Annotated in this window: 12 protein-coding genes; 3 read left to right on the forward strand and 9 right to left on the reverse strand. The window is 43.2% G+C overall.

Annotated elements, in window-relative coordinates; genetic code table 11:
* Nucleotides 1-225 precede the first annotated feature (225 nt).
* The 6 genes from KHO06_RS21265 to KHO06_RS21290 are packed head-to-tail and all read right to left on the reverse strand — an operon-like array spanning nt 226 to nt 7,635.
* The gene (locus KHO06_RS21265) at nt 226-849 is read right to left on the reverse strand and encodes a hypothetical protein (protein ID WP_212583352.1); all 624 of its coding nucleotides are present in this window, start codon (nt 847-849) and stop codon (nt 226-228) included.
* 2 nt (nt 850-851) lie between these two features.
* Nucleotides 852-2,456, reverse strand: a complete 1,605-nt coding sequence (locus KHO06_RS21270) for a TnsD family Tn7-like transposition protein (RefSeq protein WP_212583354.1) — start codon at nt 2,454-2,456, stop codon at nt 852-854.
* A 7-nt stretch (nt 2,457-2,463) separates the two neighbouring features.
* Nucleotides 2,464-3,384: a TniQ family protein gene (locus KHO06_RS21275; protein WP_128784479.1), complete on the reverse strand. Its 921-nt coding sequence runs from the start codon at nt 3,382-3,384 to the stop codon at nt 2,464-2,466.
* Entirely contained in the window at nt 3,377-4,774 is a 1,398-nt protein-coding gene (locus tag KHO06_RS21280) for an ATP-binding protein (protein WP_212583356.1), read from the reverse strand. Before KHO06_RS21280 ends, KHO06_RS21275 begins: the two co-directional genes overlap by 8 nt.
* Nucleotide 4,775: 1 nt before the next feature.
* Nucleotides 4,776-6,947 (reverse strand): Mu transposase C-terminal domain-containing protein, encoded by a 2,172-nt coding sequence (locus KHO06_RS21285; protein ID WP_212583357.1) that lies wholly within the window; start codon nt 6,945-6,947, stop codon nt 4,776-4,778.
* A complete protein-coding gene (locus KHO06_RS21290; RefSeq protein WP_230682277.1) occupies nt 6,937-7,635 on the reverse strand; it encodes a TnsA endonuclease N-terminal domain-containing protein in 699 nt (232 codons plus the stop codon). The genes KHO06_RS21285 and KHO06_RS21290 overlap by 11 nt, the downstream gene beginning before the upstream one ends.
* Nucleotides 7,636-8,100: 465 nt before the next feature.
* Here KHO06_RS21290 and KHO06_RS21295 point away from each other — a divergent pair, with 465 nt between their 5' ends.
* The 3 genes from KHO06_RS21295 (at nt 8,101) to KHO06_RS21305 (ending at nt 13,054) form a co-directional block, all read left to right on the forward strand.
* A complete protein-coding gene (locus KHO06_RS21295; protein WP_212583358.1) occupies nt 8,101-8,265 on the forward strand; it encodes a hypothetical protein in 165 nt (54 codons plus the stop codon).
* A 711-nt stretch (nt 8,266-8,976) separates the two neighbouring features.
* Nucleotides 8,977-11,202, forward strand: a complete 2,226-nt coding sequence (locus tag KHO06_RS21300; protein WP_212583359.1) for an AAA family ATPase — start codon at nt 8,977-8,979, stop codon at nt 11,200-11,202.
* Nucleotides 11,195-13,054 carry a UvrD-helicase domain-containing protein gene (locus tag KHO06_RS21305; RefSeq protein ID WP_141179473.1) on the forward strand — a complete coding sequence of 620 codons (1,860 nt, stop codon included), beginning with the start codon at nt 11,195-11,197 and terminating at the stop codon, nt 13,052-13,054. Before KHO06_RS21300 ends, KHO06_RS21305 begins: the two co-directional genes overlap by 8 nt.
* 173 nt (nt 13,055-13,227) lie before the next feature.
* Here KHO06_RS21305 and gcvP read toward each other — a convergent pair whose 3' ends face one another.
* The 3 genes from gcvP to KHO06_RS21320 all read right to left on the reverse strand — a co-directional run bounded on the left by gcvP (nt 13,228) and on the right by KHO06_RS21320 (nt 17,949).
* Entirely contained in the window at nt 13,228-16,092 is a 2,865-nt protein-coding gene (gene gcvP, locus KHO06_RS21310) for an aminomethyl-transferring glycine dehydrogenase (RefSeq protein WP_212583360.1), read from the reverse strand.
* A gap of 129 nt (nt 16,093-16,221) precedes the next feature.
* Nucleotides 16,222-16,602, reverse strand: coding sequence for a glycine cleavage system protein GcvH (gene gcvH / locus KHO06_RS21315; protein ID WP_005431364.1), 381 nt, complete (start codon nt 16,600-16,602; stop codon nt 16,222-16,224).
* A 51-nt stretch (nt 16,603-16,653) separates the two neighbouring features.
* Complete coding sequence (locus KHO06_RS21320; protein ID WP_005431251.1) at nt 16,654-17,949, reverse strand: serine hydroxymethyltransferase; 1,296 nt, start codon at nt 17,947-17,949, stop codon at nt 16,654-16,656.
* Between the last annotated feature and the right edge of the window lie 77 nt (nt 17,950-18,026).

The following is an 18,026-nucleotide window of genomic DNA, read 5'->3' on the forward strand; positions in this document are numbered from 1 at the left end:
AGTATTTATTTATGGTTATAAATTCAATTATTAATTAACTAGTTGTTTTTTTATGTTGAAATGCCTCTATGTTTTGTACTTAAACTCACTATTTGCGAACCCCACTCAGACATTGGGGTACCAACGAAGTCATGGGGCTGGAGGTTACGTATAGGGTCTCAAAGCACTCTTATGCTAAACTTGTTGGAGTAAAAGATCTCCCCACCAGAACCGATTTTTCTTAGTTCACCCGCGCTCTTGGTGATGTCGATTGTAGAACACATCATTTTCTTCGTCGTAATCGTCTTTGATGATATTACAATCAGCGATAGCCGCTTTATGCTGCCTTTGCTTTTCTTTGTATTCTTCAGTCTGTTGATAAATGCGGGACACCTCTGCGAACCAAACCGCCCACTCAGTAGTTGGTATCTCTCTGCTCTCAATGGAAACTTCGTTAAATGTGCACATGTAATCACAGAACATGTTGAATAGTTTGCCGTTGTCATTTTGTTTGAGCAGTGATTCAGGGCTAGCTGTTAGATAGTTATGGCTTTGTTCAAACAGCTCTAGTGCCTTTAAGTGATGGTTAAGTCGCTTATCAATAAGCTCCTTATACTCGGGGAGCACTTTATAGTCCCATACTTGGTAGGTTGTGGGGGTAAAAAACCATTTTACCGCGTTATGCCGCTTAATTACCTTTATGAGATTTAAGCGTGGCGCTAGATAAGGGTGAATGTTTCCATTTTCATCAAACTGTTCGCGCGGGTAGAGTTTGACATCATTTAGAGTTACAAATATCGCAATATCACGTAAGTTGGGTTTAACCTCGTGAATCTCATAAACTGATTGGAATGTACCGAGAAACTTCATTCTTAATGTTCCTTATTTTTTGATTTCTTGACTATTTTTTCTGCCTGTCTAATCGATAGGGACAAGCGTTTTCTGTTTTTCATTAGCGAATGTTGTGAGTCCACCTGTCTCTCGACATGCGATATGGATCTAGCGCTCTTTACCTGCTGCCTAATCTGTTTAGCGAGTCTTTTGTCTACCTGATCCCATACGATAGATGGGTGAAACGTGGGAGAGACTCGTTTTGGTAAGTGCTGGTTCAGCCAATCTTTGTCATATCGAAATAGCCACATGTAGCAACTGCTCGAACGCTTAATCTCTGTGCGAGTTATTGTTGGTTTTTGGGAAATGATTGACTTAAGGGTTTGGCGACATAGATTGCGTTTTTGGCAGAACCAGAGCCGTTTTCTCCAAGCTGCTAATCCTGACATCGAATTAATTTGCTGTTCTACAGTCGCAACGCTAACGCCACACGATTTCGCAATATCTCGTCGATGAAATCCACGGAATGCTAGCTTTAATATTCTATCGACCAGCGAATTGCTTAATTGTTTGAATCGATGCTTAACCGTTATTCCATTTCGTTGCGCTAGGGCTGCCAGAAAGCCCATAGAATGGCCTGTCGCCTTGGCGACAGAACGAAGCGATAGCTCCTTTTTCAATAGCGTAGCGACTTCATCTGCATCTTCAGTTGACGGTGCGTTGTTTTGAATCGGGGCTGGAGTAGTATCGAGTGCAGCAGGTTTTGAGTAATACTCCTTTGGGGAGTCTGTGAAGAGCATGCCGAGCAACGCATGCTTGATGTAATGCATGTTCCTGTCTGGCTTTACCAGATTCCGCACATAGGAAATGTCAGACAGTTGATTTGGTAATACGCCGAGCTTAAATAACGCTGACCAATAATGATTAAACTCGCGTGATAGTTTTTCAAGCCTAATGTGTTTTTCTGATGTCAGATAGTGCCCTTCGTCTAACCAGGTCATATGCGGATCTGATAGCGCTAACGTGCTATCGTCTTGCGCTAGAGAGTTCAGTTCTGAAAGGAAGAGAGATAGCTTTGTTGCTGTGATCGGTGGTGGTTCTGGGCTTGGCTTAAACCCCACAAACTGACTTGGTGGAGGCTCAATTCGTTTGTTTAGCCCATCAGCATTAAGAGATATATTCAATAACCATGTAGCGTGTTTGGGGCATACCATAACACCTGCGAGCTGGTGGTTCGTATGCCAGATACCACATCCGTATTGGGATTCATCTTGAGTCAGACACTCAGGGCAGTACTTGAGGGTGTTGCCTAATTTCAGTCGACAGGATACAAGCCTACTTAGTGCCATTACAGACGTTCCACAATTGGAAAGCATTGCGTGGCTTAGCGCGTTTTTATCTTTCTCATGATGTATCGTGGCTGAGATTAGTGGATAGATGGTTCCATGATTCAAGAGGTAGTGAATGGGTATACTCATTTTCAGAGAGATCATGCTCAGGGAACAGGGCAGTTGCGGGTTAAGCTTAATGTCTGGGCGACCAAACAAGGCTCGGTTCTTTTCGCGAAGCGAGTTGTATGGGCTTACTACATGATGCCGTGCAGCTAAACTAAAGACGCTTTCTCCTTCGATTACCTTGAAGTACATAGCTATATCACTCTGGAAAAGTACCAGTAGCATGCATAGCTAGGATGTATACCAGTGGAGGGCTGTAGTTGAAGCTGGAGTCCTTTAGAAAATATCGGGGTGTTCTGAGTGTCGGTGACATGGTCACCCCTTTAAGCTCTTTGGTATTTTTGAAATAGCGTTGTAGCCTGCTTTTACCTAGAGAATTCCACAGTTCCTGATTCCATGCTGACACTCTGTATTTGAATGCCAATGTGTTTATATCCGCCTCTGAAGTACCGATATAATTTAGGTTTTTCCTTTGGATGTCGTTTAACGTAAATTTTGCTAATTGCTGATTGAGCAACAGGCAAAAAGATTCTATGTCTTGCATGAAATCGTCAAAGTACCCTTCATCTTTTTGCATCTTATGTTTACACGCTGGGCATACTGGTGGTGGAACAGGTGCTCTGTCTAAATCTGACAGTTGGTAACCACACTTCAGGCATGAGCTAATTAATTCACACCCATGTTTATAGCAATGGAAAACCCCCGCTATCTGATGAGGTTGGTGGTAGTAGGAGGTGCCATAGATATCGAGGTCATTATCTTTACAGACGGGACAGTATCGCCAGACTCTGTTATGAAGAGTTTGTGCATGAATGCTCATAAACTGGAGCTCTTCTCCCTGAAAGAAACGGCGAACCTTGTTTGTCTCTCCTGTTGTCATGAATGGCATCATATAGTTTCCACCACCATGGCTGAGCCATTGGTTAAAAGGACTATCAGAGGTGAGTGAGCACAGTTCATCATCAAATTTACGTAAATCGGTAATGGACGTTACTTTGAACCTTCTCAGCCCAAAACGTTGGGCTGTTGATGAAAATGTTCCAAATGGGGATTGATGATGGATTCGAAAAAGAACGCTCCGTATGTGCTCATTCGGAAGCTGCTTTAAAAGGTTATTCATTGTCTCGGGCCTTTTGCAGCAATGATTCAGGAGACATGTCATCTAGCATTTTCAACTGCTTTTCACTTAGGTGCGTAAGTTCAGAAGTGTTATTGCTGAGTACTTTACGTTGCTTAGTTGAAGCTAAACTTTTTGTTACCACATCAGAATTGAAATAGTCCTCACTCTCGTGGAGCAGGGTTAACGGTGCGCAGTCTTCAAATTGGTAATACTGTCCTTTTTTTAGTGCCCTGAGAGCACCGCTTATTACACTAAATTGCTCATTGAATACTCGATTTAATGCCGCGATGCTCAGATCTTGATTCTCAGGGCCAAGATAGGTCAGATAAGACATAGTCGAACGAATAAGGCTCGATGCTATAGCTGGAATACCAGCACTTAGGTGATGAATATGGCGTGTAAGGGTATCTAAGTCTGTTTGCTGGTTATGCAATAACTCCGTTGGTGTTTGTTGTTTGATGAATCGCTTCCAAAATGAGCTGTCAACGTCGCATTGCTCTAGGATTAGTGAGCCATTTTTCCCTATGCGGCGAGCCGAGGTCATTTCTTGTGAGAATAGATTCAGGGTGGAAAGAGTACCTACAAGCATTAGGGGAACGCCGATCTTGTTAAACAACTCTTCTATAAATCGCAAAGTCGCATTTTCATTGTTTCCAACTTTATCTGTTTTAGTAGGCTTGGATAGATTCTGAGCTTCATCCAAAACGATAAGGCCTACGCCATGAATAATTAGCGATTTTCGAACGGCTACCATTAGCGTGGTGACGTTACTTTTTAGGTGAGAATTGTAATAATGCTCTCCTGTTATGGAATCTAATGACTCAAGGATTCGCCACAGTAGTGCTCTCTGCCCCTTTGCAGTTGGTACGTCTACTTTGAGCCATACAATTTGCTCGTAACTGAAGTCCTGCCCGTGATAGCAAGTGTGTTTGATAGTTTGGGGAATAGTAGAAAGAATGCTATCGACCATGGCCGTTTTCCCTCTGCCTGAGAGACCTGCCAGCAGAAAGCTGCTTTGGGCGGCAGTTTGCTGGAGCGCTAACTCTTGGGTTGGATTAACGTCGATGTCGCTTGCAGCCGTTAGTTTTTTAAAGTCCCCAAACGTTAGTGGGTTTCGATAAATATATCCGCGTTCAATCATGCGGAACAGGGTGTCATACAGGCGAGGGGCCACGTCTTGGACAACATAACCACTTGCTAGACTGTCTATGGCCGAACGCAGGTAGTAATGGTGATGTTCAGCAGGAATACATGACAAATCAAAATCTATGATAGGTTTTTTGGTGCACAGTTTGATGAATTCATGTGGTGATAGCGGATAGCCCAGAGCTTCAACCAGAGGGTTTCCACGTAATTCAGGGTTTGGATGCGGAATATAATGTACTGTCATTTTACTCACCGTCGTCAAAAAGATTAGGTTCAGTTAGGTCTTGTGATGAGCGTTTTGGTTGTGGGGATGTGTTTTGATTGCTCATTACTTCTCTGATTTCCTCAGAACGTTGTTGTTTCTCTAGTGCGGCGACGAGTTTGGTGCGCTGTTTCATTCCTGGCTGGATCGATTTAGCGTGAGACTTTTTGAGATGCTTAGTTTTAGCAATAGTTTCTTTATCAATCTCATTGAAATCATTGAGTAAATCTAACTTATTAGAGAAAGAGTGCTCTTCATGAAGGCTGATTTTCTGTTTAGTTAGCTCAACCTGATGCAGAGCATTGGCCCAGATTTGGTTTTTATAAGCTTCTGAGCGATCAGTGAGGTCTAGTTGGTACATTTCACCGTTCTCTTCATTTTTGCACCATATGTGATTAGTTGAGTTATCATCGTAGCGAACACGGATTTTGAATCGACCTGTGTTTTTGGCGAGATCCAACCACTGTGAACGAACGACCTCGTTTGAGCTGTAGTAGAGCCCTTTAAAATAGATACCTTGTGCACGAACAGTCGCAGTTGCTTCAGGCAAAAGAGCAAACCTTAATTGTTCAATCGATACGGTAGTACGAGGAATTACCATTTCCTGTAGTCCATACACATAGAGATCTCTAGGCGTTAATCCCACGTCGTCACGAGTCATTTCGAAATTATGGTTACTGACACGCGCTCGATTGTTATTTGTGTATAAAATCAACGTGATAAGGCGTTTCATAAAGTCCTCGAAGCTCATGGCTGCATGCCGAGAAGCGTGCTGAGCCTCTTTTTGTGGAGTTTTAACTACTTGTCCAGGCACAAAATTAATCGCGGTTTGCTGATAAATGCGGAATCCTTGCTCTACCGTGCCTTTGCTATCTCCTCTGTGATATGCAGTAAACCCTCCAAGTTGAATACCTACTTGTCCTGTGAGAATACCCTCGATATTTTTGTCTGTGTATTCTGAACCTCTATCCATTACTAACTGTGAGCACGGATGGTGACATGGCCAATCGTGTTCCGATATTTCGATACCGTATCGTTTACAGAATTCTACTTTGTCAGTTAGAGCATTAAACAGCGCTTGCGAAGCTCCATGCCAATTAGGCCCGTGAAAACAGACATGGAGGCCAACAAACATGCCACTCCAAGTGTCTGCTACGAGATAGATGACAGGGCGACCTGTCGCTAGTTGTTCGCTCTTGTCATATGGATACAGTATGTATTGGTCGACAATAGTCGCATCAATTTCGTACCTATCTGTTGGGCCACGTAGACCGTGTCTGGCTACGCCTGGCTTGCCGCTTTTGTCCTTTTGATAGCCGATTTCACCCACGGCTTTTCGGATGAAAACTAGTGGGCCAACGTATTTTTTGAGGTGGTATTTGAATACCTCTGGAGATATCAGTTCTTGTCTAGGTGCTGGAATTGTTAACTCGTGAGCATCAATGTTTTTGGGTTTTACCTTGGGGTACAGGTACGTTCGGCAAAACTCTTCATAGAGATAGCTCAAGCGTACCCTCGATCCTGAAGGTATTTTTCTACTGAACTTTTTAATGTTGTCCAGATCTTGCAGAGTCATGCCTCTAAAGGGATTACCATACTTAGTCTTGGGGCCTGATTTACCACTTAATGTAATATGGCCCTGTTTATTCATTTCAGGTTTGTCAGGGAGCGTTGGATTGCTCCCACAGTTTCGCCACAATGGTAGGAGTGCATTTTTATGAGAGCCATAAAACCAGTAGCGATTGAGGGCTCCCGCTACGTATTTACGGCTACGCTTTGATAAATGGATTAGCTCCTCTAAGAGCCCCGAGCTGTCCTCAAATAGATACTGATAACGTTTCTCTTTGTCTTCGACTAAAGGGGCGATAACGCCATACGCTGTATTGCGTTTGTCGATCCATTTTGTTCTGGTTTGTGAATGGGCGAGAAGGTCATCGTCACTTGCATACAGCAAATCTGAGGCTGACCTCTCTTCCAATCGCCAAGTGCTACTCTGAACCTTAGATGAGGCAATGTTTAAATCCAGAGTGAACGGACGAAGTGGCACTGATGCTAGCAGATTCGTTACGGCTACCAGCATCTTGTCGTAGCACATATCGACGATCAAATAGTCGATTTTCTCAGGTTCAGAAACGATGCGTTGATTAATGCGCATTGGTGGCCTCGTCTAGCATCGTCAATGGGCGGTAGAGTTCGATTCCCGTATTCAAATCCACAGAAATATCAGAGTTATAGCAGGCATACTGAAATAGGCGCATCATTTGCTCCAATGGAACAGTATGTGCCGTTGATACAAATTGAAGTTGATTTCTTAACGTGTCCTTGGGTTTGTTTATTAAGTTGTTAGTTAGGGTAAGCAACAAAGAGCTATATAGCATCTCAGGTACTTCTAGAAGATTGGGATACAGGTAGCACTCACGCAGCCATTTGAGGTTGTATGTACGAACTGGGTTTAGGTCTTGTTCTGTCATCTGCACTAGCGTATAGCCCTGCTTTTGCCAATATAGGCACTCGATCTCAAATTTCTTCTTGGTACGATTAACTTTATGCGTTGACTCGTATTTGTTGCTTAGTGACTCAGAGGGTTTGTAGTTGTATGGTTGCAATTTATACCCCTTAGAGCTGTCGTCTTTCATTACCGCAACGATGTCTGTTGTCATTGTCGTTGCTGGAACAAGCCTAGTAGCATGATCTTTTTCTTTGTAACGAGCTGGGTGCCATATATCGAGTTCCTCTGCACAGTTCAGGGTTTCATGAATGGGCAATGGGTATTGCTCGTATATTTCGACAACATTCTTATCGTGCTCTAGATGTAGAAAGAGCGACAGTTCCCCTAGACTCAATAAATGATGACTCCTTTGGGTTTTATGACTGAATATGATATTGCACATCCCCACACTGTTAGATGACTTAACAGTAATGTATGGCCTGTAACCATTAATTCTAATATCGGTTTGATAGCGTTCAATTCTATTTATCTCTCTGTTGGTGATAATGGGTTGTTTGAGTTTTATCATAATGAAATCTCACTCTGAGTATTTTATTGATAGCAGTCTTGAGTGAGGTCGCCCAGTGTGACTAATTTATTAGCTGTTGATTTTAAAGGAAATATTATAACTAAAATTAATCGGTGGAATTGTTTTTAGGTGGAGTTTTATTACTAAGTTTTGAGTTAATATCAAATGTTTATATAACCGAGTTATTATTGAAAGCAAATAAATTTAATTTCTTTATTATTATAATTTTAATTAATGCCTATTTTTCATTTAATAAATAAAACAATAAGTTATGATTTAATTGGTTGTAATATGAGCAAACAAACAAAAACAGTAAAAAAAGTTACTTTTTATTTAGTAATGATCGGTATGTATATGCGTACGGGTGATTATTTTGGGTGCCTTGTGAGGAATGTTGAATGGCATCGATATAAGGCTGGTGGTATGCGCTTTGCTGGTTTTTCATTATTACAATGATTAGAGAGCCATACTTTTATGTTAATAGAGGTCGAATATCGTTCATTTCTGAGAGTTGTATTCGGATAATATTTTTTAATGGATACTTTGATTGTTTGTTCTCATTACCACACTTTTTCCCGTGAATAAGTGTAGTACCTCTACACTTTTTCCCACGAATAAGTGTTGGACATCCACACTTTTTGCCACGAATGTATGTACCAATGAAACTAGTTATGATTCTATTTGTCTGATTTTTAATGAAAATTTAATGCTGCGTGTAATTTGAATTCGTGAGGAAGTTAAAAAGGTTGCCAAGCATTAAATAAAGTAATCTCAAATCTTATGCGTAGATCATATCTCGGACGTTTGAACTATTTGAAAGTAGCTTGCATATGATTGGTTGAAGGAAAAGAAGAGGCTATGTAGCTGCTTGCGACCTTGTAACAGTGTAGACGCAAAACACTAGTCGTTTTTAGGGCGTTGATGCACCCGCTCCTTTGGCGTGTAATGACAAGCTCTGGCCTAGGTCTTTACTGATTAATAGCAACGTCAACGAGTTGTTGTTTTCTTAGTTACGAATACGCGGAAGGCAAAGTAAGGCTGATTCGGGACTGTGTTGATATGAATTAGAAGCCAAACAATTACAGGTCTTATTTGATACATAGATCAACAACTTACATTTCATCAGATATTAAAATGATTGCTTATTTACTATCTGATGAGTAACTCATGAAAATTAGCTTTGTAGACATTCAAAACTTCCGAAAGTTGAAGCGCTGTCGCGTGGAGTTTGCGAAGGAGCAGACACTTTTAGTTGGGGCGAATAATAGCGGAAAGACATCAGCAACAGATGCGTTGATTTGCTTTCTCGATAAGGGCAAAAAAATAACATCAACCGATTTTACATTATGCAACTGGGTTGCATTGAATGAGTTTGCTGAATCATGGATGAAACAGGGGGCAGCTTTAGCAGAACTGCCTGATTGGCAACCTTATTGTCCTTCGTTAGATGTTTGGATAGACGCAGATGTTAAAGAAGTTCAAAGAGTTTCTCATCTTATCCCTACTTTAAAGTGGGATGGAGAACCTTTAGGTGTCCGATTGATATATCAGCCCAAAGATTTAGATAGGTTGCGAGAAAACTATGTACGTGAAAGAGATGCTGTAGTTAAGGTAAACAAAGATAAACAACTATCACTTTGGCCTAGAGACTTTAAAGACTACCTTAAAGAAAAGTTACATGTTGAATTTGAAATCAAAGCGTACTTACTTGATCCCTCCAAGAAAGATGAGACTCAAACGCTATCAAATGACTCTATATGTTTTGAGTCTGATCCATTTAAGGGTATTTTTCGAGTCGATACAATTGAAGCACAAAGAGGTTTTTCTGACCCTCACTCAGATTTAGGAAAGTCAACTAGCAGCTTATCTTCACAACTAAACGAGTACTACAAGCGCCATTTAAATCCATCTGATATGCCTGAGGCCGAAGATTTAGATGCGTTAGAGGCAGTTGAAAAGGCTCAAATCGAGTTTGATTCTCGATTGGATAAAGCCTTTGAAAAAACTCTTGGCGAAATAAAGGAGCTTGGATATCCAGGGTTTACCGATCCTGATATTAAGCTATCGAGCAGGTTGAACCCGATCGATACTTTAGAGCATGATGCCGCCGTAATCTTTGACGTTAGAAAACAGAATTTCGGTGACAATACATTTTCTCTTCCTGAGCAATACAATGGATTGGGTTACAAAAACTTGATCCACATAATTTTTCAGTTGATTACTTTCCGAGATCGTTGGTTGAAGGTCGGAAAAATAGGCAAAAAGCGCTCGGAAGAAGACGCGGCGATTGAACCTATCCATTTAGTTTTGGTTGAAGAACCAGAAGCTCACCTCCATGCTCAAGTACAACAGGTTTTTGTTCGTAAAGCCTATAAGGTACTTAGAGAGTATGGATCCGTTGAAGCTAACTTAACGACCCAAATGGTTATTAGTACCCACTCTAGCTACGTTGCTTATGAAGCAGGTTTTGAATCCCTTCGTTATTTCAAAAGAAAACCTGCTTCTAAAGAACAACCTACTCCTCAGGCAGAAGTGGTGAACCTTGCGACAGTTTTCCCCTCCGAGAAGAAAAATGAAACTGATGTATCGTCCACGAACAAATTTGTTTCAAGGTATCTAAAGACGACTCATTGCGACTTGTTCTTTGCTAATGGGGTAATTCTGGTAGAGGGAGCTGCGGAACGGATGCTTCTACCACATTTCATTTCCAATCATCATCAGGATTTGAGACGAAGCTATATTTCAATATTGGAAATTGGTGGTGCTCATGCGCAAAGGTTACGTCCTCTTATTGAGCTACTAGGTTTACCAACATTAGTCATTACCGATACTGATGCGTGTGACTCGCTAGGGAAAAAAGCTCGCCCGAAAAGAGGGGCTTCTTTAGAGTTTGGCAGTGAAACACTAAAAAGTTGGTTTGAATTTGGTAATTTGACTTTGGACGACCTGCTTGACCTACCGCCTGAGCAAAAAGTTCAAAGTAACGTTCGCGTATCTTTCCAATATGGCATTCAGACAAAATTTACGCCGAAAGCGAGAACGACGAAAGAAGTTATTCCTTATACGTTCGAAGATGCAGTAGCTCTGACGAACTTGGAGTTATTTAGGAAGCTAAGTAAGTCAACTGGAATGGTAAAGAAAATGCATTTGGCTACGAAAATGACAACACTAAATGCTTGTTGCAATGCCATGTATAAAGCTCTCGATGGAGAGAAAGCAAAAATGGCTTTAGATCTACTATATGATGTTGAACCAAACGAGCTGCGTGTTCCTGAATACATAAGCGAGGGGCTGGTTTGGCTAGAGGGTGAGCTAGAGACGATGAGTTTAGAATACACATGGGCACCAGAAGATCAAGCCTCTGAAATCATGGAGGAAATGATTGGTGAGTAAGCCTAACAGCCTAATCGGGGTCGATCATGAAATCTACGGATACCTAAACCTTGATAACCCCAAGAGCTTTCTATTATTTGCTGGTGCTGGTTCAGGTAAAACTAGGTCTCTAGTAAATGTATTACAAGAAATACGAGAGAAGAACTTAGGTCGCCTTATCCAAAATGGTCAACGGGTCGGGGTCATAACATATACCAATGCGGCGTGTAACGAGATTCAACGGCGCTTGTCTTATGATCCATTGTTTCATGTATCCACAATCCATAGCTTTGTTTGGGAGATGATTAAGCCGTTTACCGAAGATATTAAAGGGTGGCTTAGGACAAAACTTAGTGCTGATATCGAGGAGCTTGACTTAAAAATCTCGAACGCTAGAGACATCAACGGTAAGACAGCTCAGCAAAATATTAGAAAGAGAGAGGCTAAAGCTACGAGATTAGACGAATTACGATTAGTCAGAAAATTTTCGTACTCGCCTACAAGTAATAGGATCGAAAGAGGTACGGTTTCTCATGAAGAAGTTATACAGATCACTGCAACTCTATTGAACGAGAGCCCGTTACTTCAAAATATACTTACAAATAGGTATCCCATACTTTTAATCGATGAAAGCCAGGACACCAGAAAAGAGCTCATGGAGGCTTTCATTCAAACTCAAAGTTTGAATCGTTCGAAGTTTTCTCTTGGGTTATTTGGAGACCTCATGCAAAGGATCTACGGAGGAGGGAAACATGATCTAGAGTCCTCCTTGCCTGACGATTGGAAGACCCCTTCGAAAACGATTAATTACCGCTGCCCGCAGCGAGTAGTAGAGTTAATTAACAGTATTCGCGAAGAGGATGATAAGAAAAAGCAGGAGCCAAAAGCTGGTGCGTCGCTTGGAGTCGTTAGGTTGTTTATTGTTGATTCTGATACAGCACATAAGCGAGATGTAGAAGCTTCAATTAGAGCTAAGATGTCAGCTATTTCAGAGGATTCTTTGTGGCTTGAGCCAAATCAGATAAAAGCTCTTACTCTGGAACATGCAATGGCAGCTATCAGGGGTAACTTTGATAAGTTTTATTTGCCACTTGCAACAGTTGACAGTCTCAGAGATTCGTTACTTAACGGAACAAATGCTTCTTTAAGGTTTTTGTGTAGTAGCTTGTTACCTCTTGTTGACGCGATCAGAGTTCGAGATGAGTTTGCCATCGCAAACATTATCAAAAAGTATTCTGGTGTTATTAGCTCCACTAACGCGGATTTTTGTTTAGATCCTATATCGACTCTTAAAAATACGGATCAGTCGGTTGAAGAAATTAGGGCCATAGTCTCGGAGCTAGATCCTCCCTTAGCGCAGGTATTGCTCTTGATAAAAGCTTACAAGCTACTTTATATTCCTGATGAACTAAATGCTCTTCTTGTAGAATCATCCAGCCTGAAAAACGATGATGAGGAGGAGAACTTGAGCAAACGGTCAATTGCATGGAATCAGGCTCTTTTAGCTCCTATCAGCCATTTGGCAAACTACGCGCTTTATATTAATGAAGAGTTAGGGTATGGAACACATCAAGGGGTTAAAGGGTTAGAGTTTGATCGTGTTATGGCAATTATGGACGATAACAGTGCAAATGGATTCCTGTTCCGCTATGAAAAACTATTTGGTGCTCAAGAGTTATCCCAGACGGATATACGAAATCAATCAGAAGGCAAAGACTCTGTTCTATCAAGAACTAGAAGGTTGTTTTATGTGATATGTAGTAGGGCAGAAAAGAGTTTAGCTGTCGTTGCTTATACCAAAGATCCCAAAGCTGTAAAGAAGAAGAGTTTAGAGTCTGGCTGGTTTACTCAAGATGAAATTGAAATGATGTAGTGGGGTTCTATCTACTTGTAATTTGGTGACAGTGATTTCTAGGTGATAGTGACGTGAAAAAGGCGAACCAAACGGTTCGCCTTTTTAATTCAAGTTAGTTTCCAATTTAGTTATCGGTTTCCAACTCGGTTATCACAGTTTCCAACTTGGTTATCTGTGATCATCTACAAAAATTAATCTTCGTAGTTATCGATGCTTGGGCACGAGCAGATTAGGTTACGGTCGCCGTAAACGTTATCTACGCGGTTTACTGTTGGCCAGTACTTCCAAGATTTGGTTGCTTTAGAAGGGAAGCAGCCAAGCTCACGAGAGTAAGGACGATCCCATTCATCTTTCGCTAGGTCAACTTGAGTGTGTGGCGCGTTAACAAGCGGGTTGTTATCTAGCGGCCATTCACCGTTCTTAACCTTCGTCATCTCTTCACGGATTGCGATCATCGCATCACAGAAGCGGTCTAGCTCTTCTAGATCTTCCGATTCCGTTGGCTCAACCATTAGCGTGCCTGCTACAGGGAACGACATGGTTGGTGCGTGGAAACCGTAGTCCATTAGACGCTTCGCGATATCTTCTTCGCTGATGCCTGTTTCTTCTTTTAGTGGACGAATGTCGATAATACATTCATGCGCTACACGGCCGTTAGAGCCACGGTAAAGAACAGGGTAGTGAGGGCGCAATTGCTCCATCACGTAGTTCGCGTTCAGAATTGCTACTTTCGTTGCGTCTGTTAGGCCAGCTTCGCCCATCATTGCGATGTAAGCCCAAGAGATAGGCAGGATAGACGCACTACCCATATCCGCTGCTGAAACTGCGAAGTTTTCGCCGTCTGCACCGTTTTCAATGTGACCTGGTAGGAAAGGCGCTAGGTGCGATTTCACACCGATAGGACCCATGCCCGGACCGCCACCACCGTGTGGGATACAGAAGGTTTTGTGTAGGTTTAAGTGAGAAACGTCTGAGCCGATGAAGCCCGGTGTTGTTAGACCAACCTGTGCGTTCATGTTTGCGCCGTCTAGGTAAACCTGACCGCCCGCGGCATGAACCATTTCACACACTTCTTTCACTTGCTCTTCGTATACGCCGTGCGTAGAAGGGTAAGTGATCATGATGCTTGATAGGTTGTCTTTGTGCTTCTCGATTTTCGCTGCTAGGTCAGTGACGTCGATGTTGCCTTCTTCATCACACTTAACCACAACCACTTTCATTGACACCATAGACGCTGTCGCAGGGTTAGTGCCGTGCGCAGAGCTTGGGATCAAACATACGTTGCGGTGACCTTCGCCACGGCTTTCGTGGTAGCGTTGAATCGCGATAAGACCTGCGTACTCACCCGATGCACCAGAGTTTGGTTGCAGTGAGAATGCGTCGTAGCCTGTGATTTCACATAGCTTCTCTTTCAGATCTTTTGCTAGTGCTGCGTAACCGGCTGCTTGTTCTGCTGGTGCGAACGGGTGGATCGAACCAAACTCAGGCCACGTTACGGGAATCATCTCTGCTGCTGCGTTCAGCTTCATCGTACAGCTGCCCAGTGGGATCATGCCGTGCGTTAGTGAGAAGTCTTTGTTCTCTAGCTGTTTTAGGTAACGCATCATCTGTGTTTCGCTGTGGTGCGTGTTAAACACAGGGTGCCTTAGATATTCTGTTGTGCGGCGCAGTGCTTCTGGAATCGCTGCAAACTCGTTGCCAGCAATTTCCGTTGATAGTGCTGCCACTTCTTCTTTCACACCGAATACTGCAAATAGCGCTTCTACGTCTGCCACTGTTGTGGTTTCGTCGAAGCTTACACCTAGCTGAGTACCCAACTTACGTAAGTTGATGTCTGCCGCTAGTGCTTTCGCGTATAGGTCTTCAGTTTGTGCACCAGTATTGATGGTGATGGTGTCGAAGAAGCTGTTGTGAACAAGCTCGAAGCCGCCTTTTGTTAGGCCAGCAGCTAGGATAGCGGTCATGTGGTGCGTACGACGAGCAATCGTGCGTAGACCTTCTGCGCCGTGGTAAACCGCGTAGAAAGACGCCATGTTCGCTAGTAGAGCTTGAGCGGTACAGATGTTTGATGTCGCTTTTTCACGACGGATGTGCTGCTCACGCGTTTGCATTGCCATGCGCAGTGCTTGGTTGCCGTTAGCATCGATAGAAACACCGATAACACGACCTGGCATTGTACGCTTGTGCTTGTCACGTGTTGCCATGAAGGCTGCGTGTGGACCGCCATAACCCATAGGTACGCCGAAACGTTGTGCTGAGCCGATTGCAACGTCTGCGCCCATTTCACCCGCAGGTTTTAGTAGGGCAGAAGCCAATAGGTCAGTCGCTACGGTTACTAGCGTTTTGTTCGCTTGTGCTTTTGCGATGATGTCCGTTAGGTCACGAACTTCACCCGTTGTACCTGGGTATTGAACGAGTGCGCCGAATACGTCTTGTTCTGGCAGTGAATCTAGAGAACCAACTAGGACTTCAAAGCCGATGAATTTCGCACGAGTTTTTACTACTTCGATAGTTTGTGGGTGAACGTCGTCAGCAACGAAGAATACGTTACTTTTGCTCTTACCCGCACGCTTACAAAGTGTCATCGCTTCTGCCGCTGCCGTTGCTTCATCAAGCAGTGACGCGTTTGCGATTTCCATACCAGTAAGATCCATCACCATTTGTTGGTAGTTTAGAAGTGATTCCAAACGACCTTGTGAGATCTCTGGTTGGTAAGGTGTGTAAGCGGTGTACCAGCCCGGGTTTTCCATCACGTTACGTAGGATTACGTTTGGCGTGAAGGTGTTGTAGTAACCCTGACCGATGAATGTACGTTTGATTTGGTTTTGATCAGCGAATTTACGCATTGCTGCCAGCATGTCTGCTTCGCTTTTTGCTTCTGCCAAGTTCATTGGCTGCTCTAGGCGAATTTGTGCTGGTACGGTTTCGTCGATAAGCGAATCTAGGCTTACTGCATTGATCGCTTCCAACATTTTCTGTTGGTCAGATTTGTTTGGTCCGTTGTGGCGAGCAACGAACTCGTTTTGTGTGCTGAGGCTTTGAAGTAATTCAGTCATTGTCCTTTACCTACTCCTTGGTTCGGGTAACGGATTTACGCTACTGATAAATTAAATTATACGTCCGAACCTAGAAAAAAAGCTGTCCACTAATCGTTATGCTAGGGGACAGCTTTCGTCTCATCCTAATTACTCTTCTTCGATAGAGCTTAGGTATTCTTCCGCATCTTTTAAGTCATCCAACTCAGATGGGTCTGAAAGCTTCACTTTCACAATCCAACCACCTTCGTATGGTTCTTCGTTGATTAGCTCTGGGCTGTCTTCTAGTTCTTCGTTGATTTCAACTACTTCGCCAGTGATTGGTGAGTAGATGTCTGAAGCCGCTTTTACAGACTCCACCAAAGAAAAGCTTTCGCCTGCTTCGACTTCATCTTCCACGTCTGGTAGGTCAACGAATACCACGTCACCTAGCATCTCTTGAGCGTGCTCAGAAATACCGATAGTTGCTGTGCCGTCACCGTTGTCACGTACCCACTCGTGGCTATCTGTAAACTTCAGTGTTTTGTCCATTGCTTAATCTCCAAATAACTTGTCAGGATTTATTCTGATATAAAAAATCGTTTACTGGTAAAGAGGGAAGCGACTGCAAAGCTCTTTAACTTGCTTGCGTACGCGTTTTTCTACTTCTGCGTCACCTTCTGGGTTGCTAACCAAACCATCCAGTACGTCACCAATCCAATTACCAATGAGTTTGAATTCTTCAGCGCCAAAGCCGCGGCTTGTACCCGCAGGCGTACCTAAACGGATGCCCGATGTAATCATAGGCTTCTCTGTGTCGAATGGGATGCCATTTTTGTTACATGTGATGCCTGCACGCTCTAGTGCTTCTTCTGCTTTGTTACCTTTCAAACCTTTAGGGCGAAGGTCAACCAGCATTAGGTGCGTGTCAGTACCACCAGTTACGATGTCGCAACCGCGAGTTTGCAATACTTCTGCCATGACTTTTGCGTTGTTGATCACTGAATCAATATAAGTTTTGAATTCAGGACCTAGGGCTTCACCGAATGCCACTGCTTTAGAAGCAATCACGTGCATCAGTGGGCCGCCTTGTAAACCTGGGAATACCGCAGAGTTGATTTTCTTAATGATGTCTTCGTGGTTAGTCAGGATCATACCGCCACGTGGGCCACGCAATGTTTTGTGCGTTGTTGTAGTAACAACGTGTGCGTGAGGAAGCGGGCTAGGGTGCGCGCCTGTTGCGATAAGACCAGCGATGTGCGCCATGTCGACCATAAGAATCGCATTTACTTCGTCTGCGATTTCACGGAATTTTGCGAAGTCGATAGTACGAGGAATGGCACTACCACCTGCGATGATCATTTTAGGTTGGTGCTCAAGTGCTAGCTCACGAACGTCGTCGTAGTTGATTTCTAGTGTTTCACGGTCAACGCCGTATTGCACTGCGTTAAACCATTTACCAGAAAGTGCAGGGCGAGCACCGTGCGTTAGGTGGCCACCTGCGTCTAGAGACATGCCAAGAATGGTGTCGCCAGGTTGAAGCAATGCCAGTTTTACTGCGCCATTTGCTTGAGCGCCTGAGTGTGGTTGAACGTTTGCGTATTCACAATTGAAAAGTTTTTTCGCGCGTTCGATAGCAATGGCTTCCACTGTATCTACGTGCTCACAACCACCATAGTAACGGCGACCTGGGTAACCTTCAGCGTATTTGTTTGTTAGGCATGTGCCTTGAGCTTGCATTACCGCTTTAGAAACGATGTTCTCAGAAGCGATAAGTTCGATTTGTTCGTTTTGGCGAGCGAATTCTGCCTGAATTCCAGCAAAGACAGCGTCATCTGTCGCAGAGAGGTTGGTAGAGAAAAAGTTTTCCAAGCTGTGGTTAGGGTAACTCTTGTTCATGGTAGTTGACCTTCCAAATCTGAAAATGAACCCGCAGTAGAAATAGTTGTTTGATTGCGATGGTGGTTCATTTGTCC

This window comes from Vibrio sp. B1FIG11, from assembly GCF_905175335.1.
Classification (GTDB): Bacteria; Pseudomonadota; Gammaproteobacteria; order Enterobacterales; family Vibrionaceae; genus Vibrio; species Vibrio campbellii.

What these genes read in the sequence shown, in the direction of transcription:
- KHO06_RS21270 (WP_212583354.1), bottom strand. Translation starts at nt 2,456, where the DNA reads ATGTACTTCAAGGTAATCGAAGGAGAAAGCGTCTTTAGTTTAGCTGCA.
- KHO06_RS21320 (WP_005431251.1), bottom strand. Translation starts at nt 17,949, where the DNA reads ATGAACAAGAGTTACCCTAACCACAGCTTGGAAAACTTTTTCTCTACC.
- KHO06_RS21295 (WP_212583358.1), top strand. Translation starts at nt 8,101, where the DNA reads ATGAGCAAACAAACAAAAACAGTAAAAAAAGTTACTTTTTATTTAGTA.
- KHO06_RS21275 (WP_128784479.1), bottom strand. Translation starts at nt 3,384, where the DNA reads ATGAATAACCTTTTAAAGCAGCTTCCGAATGAGCACATACGGAGCGTT.
- KHO06_RS21285 (WP_212583357.1), bottom strand. Translation starts at nt 6,947, where the DNA reads ATGCGCATTAATCAACGCATCGTTTCTGAACCTGAGAAAATCGACTAT.
- KHO06_RS21265 (WP_212583352.1), bottom strand. Translation starts at nt 849, where the DNA reads ATGAAGTTTCTCGGTACATTCCAATCAGTTTATGAGATTCACGAGGTT.
- KHO06_RS21300 (WP_212583359.1), top strand. Translation starts at nt 8,977, where the DNA reads ATGAAAATTAGCTTTGTAGACATTCAAAACTTCCGAAAGTTGAAGCGC.
- gcvH (WP_005431364.1), bottom strand. Translation starts at nt 16,602, where the DNA reads ATGGACAAAACACTGAAGTTTACAGATAGCCACGAGTGGGTACGTGAC.
- gcvP (WP_212583360.1), bottom strand. Translation starts at nt 16,092, where the DNA reads ATGACTGAATTACTTCAAAGCCTCAGCACACAAAACGAGTTCGTTGCT.
- KHO06_RS21280 (WP_212583356.1), bottom strand. Translation starts at nt 4,774, where the DNA reads ATGACAGTACATTATATTCCGCATCCAAACCCTGAATTACGTGGAAAC.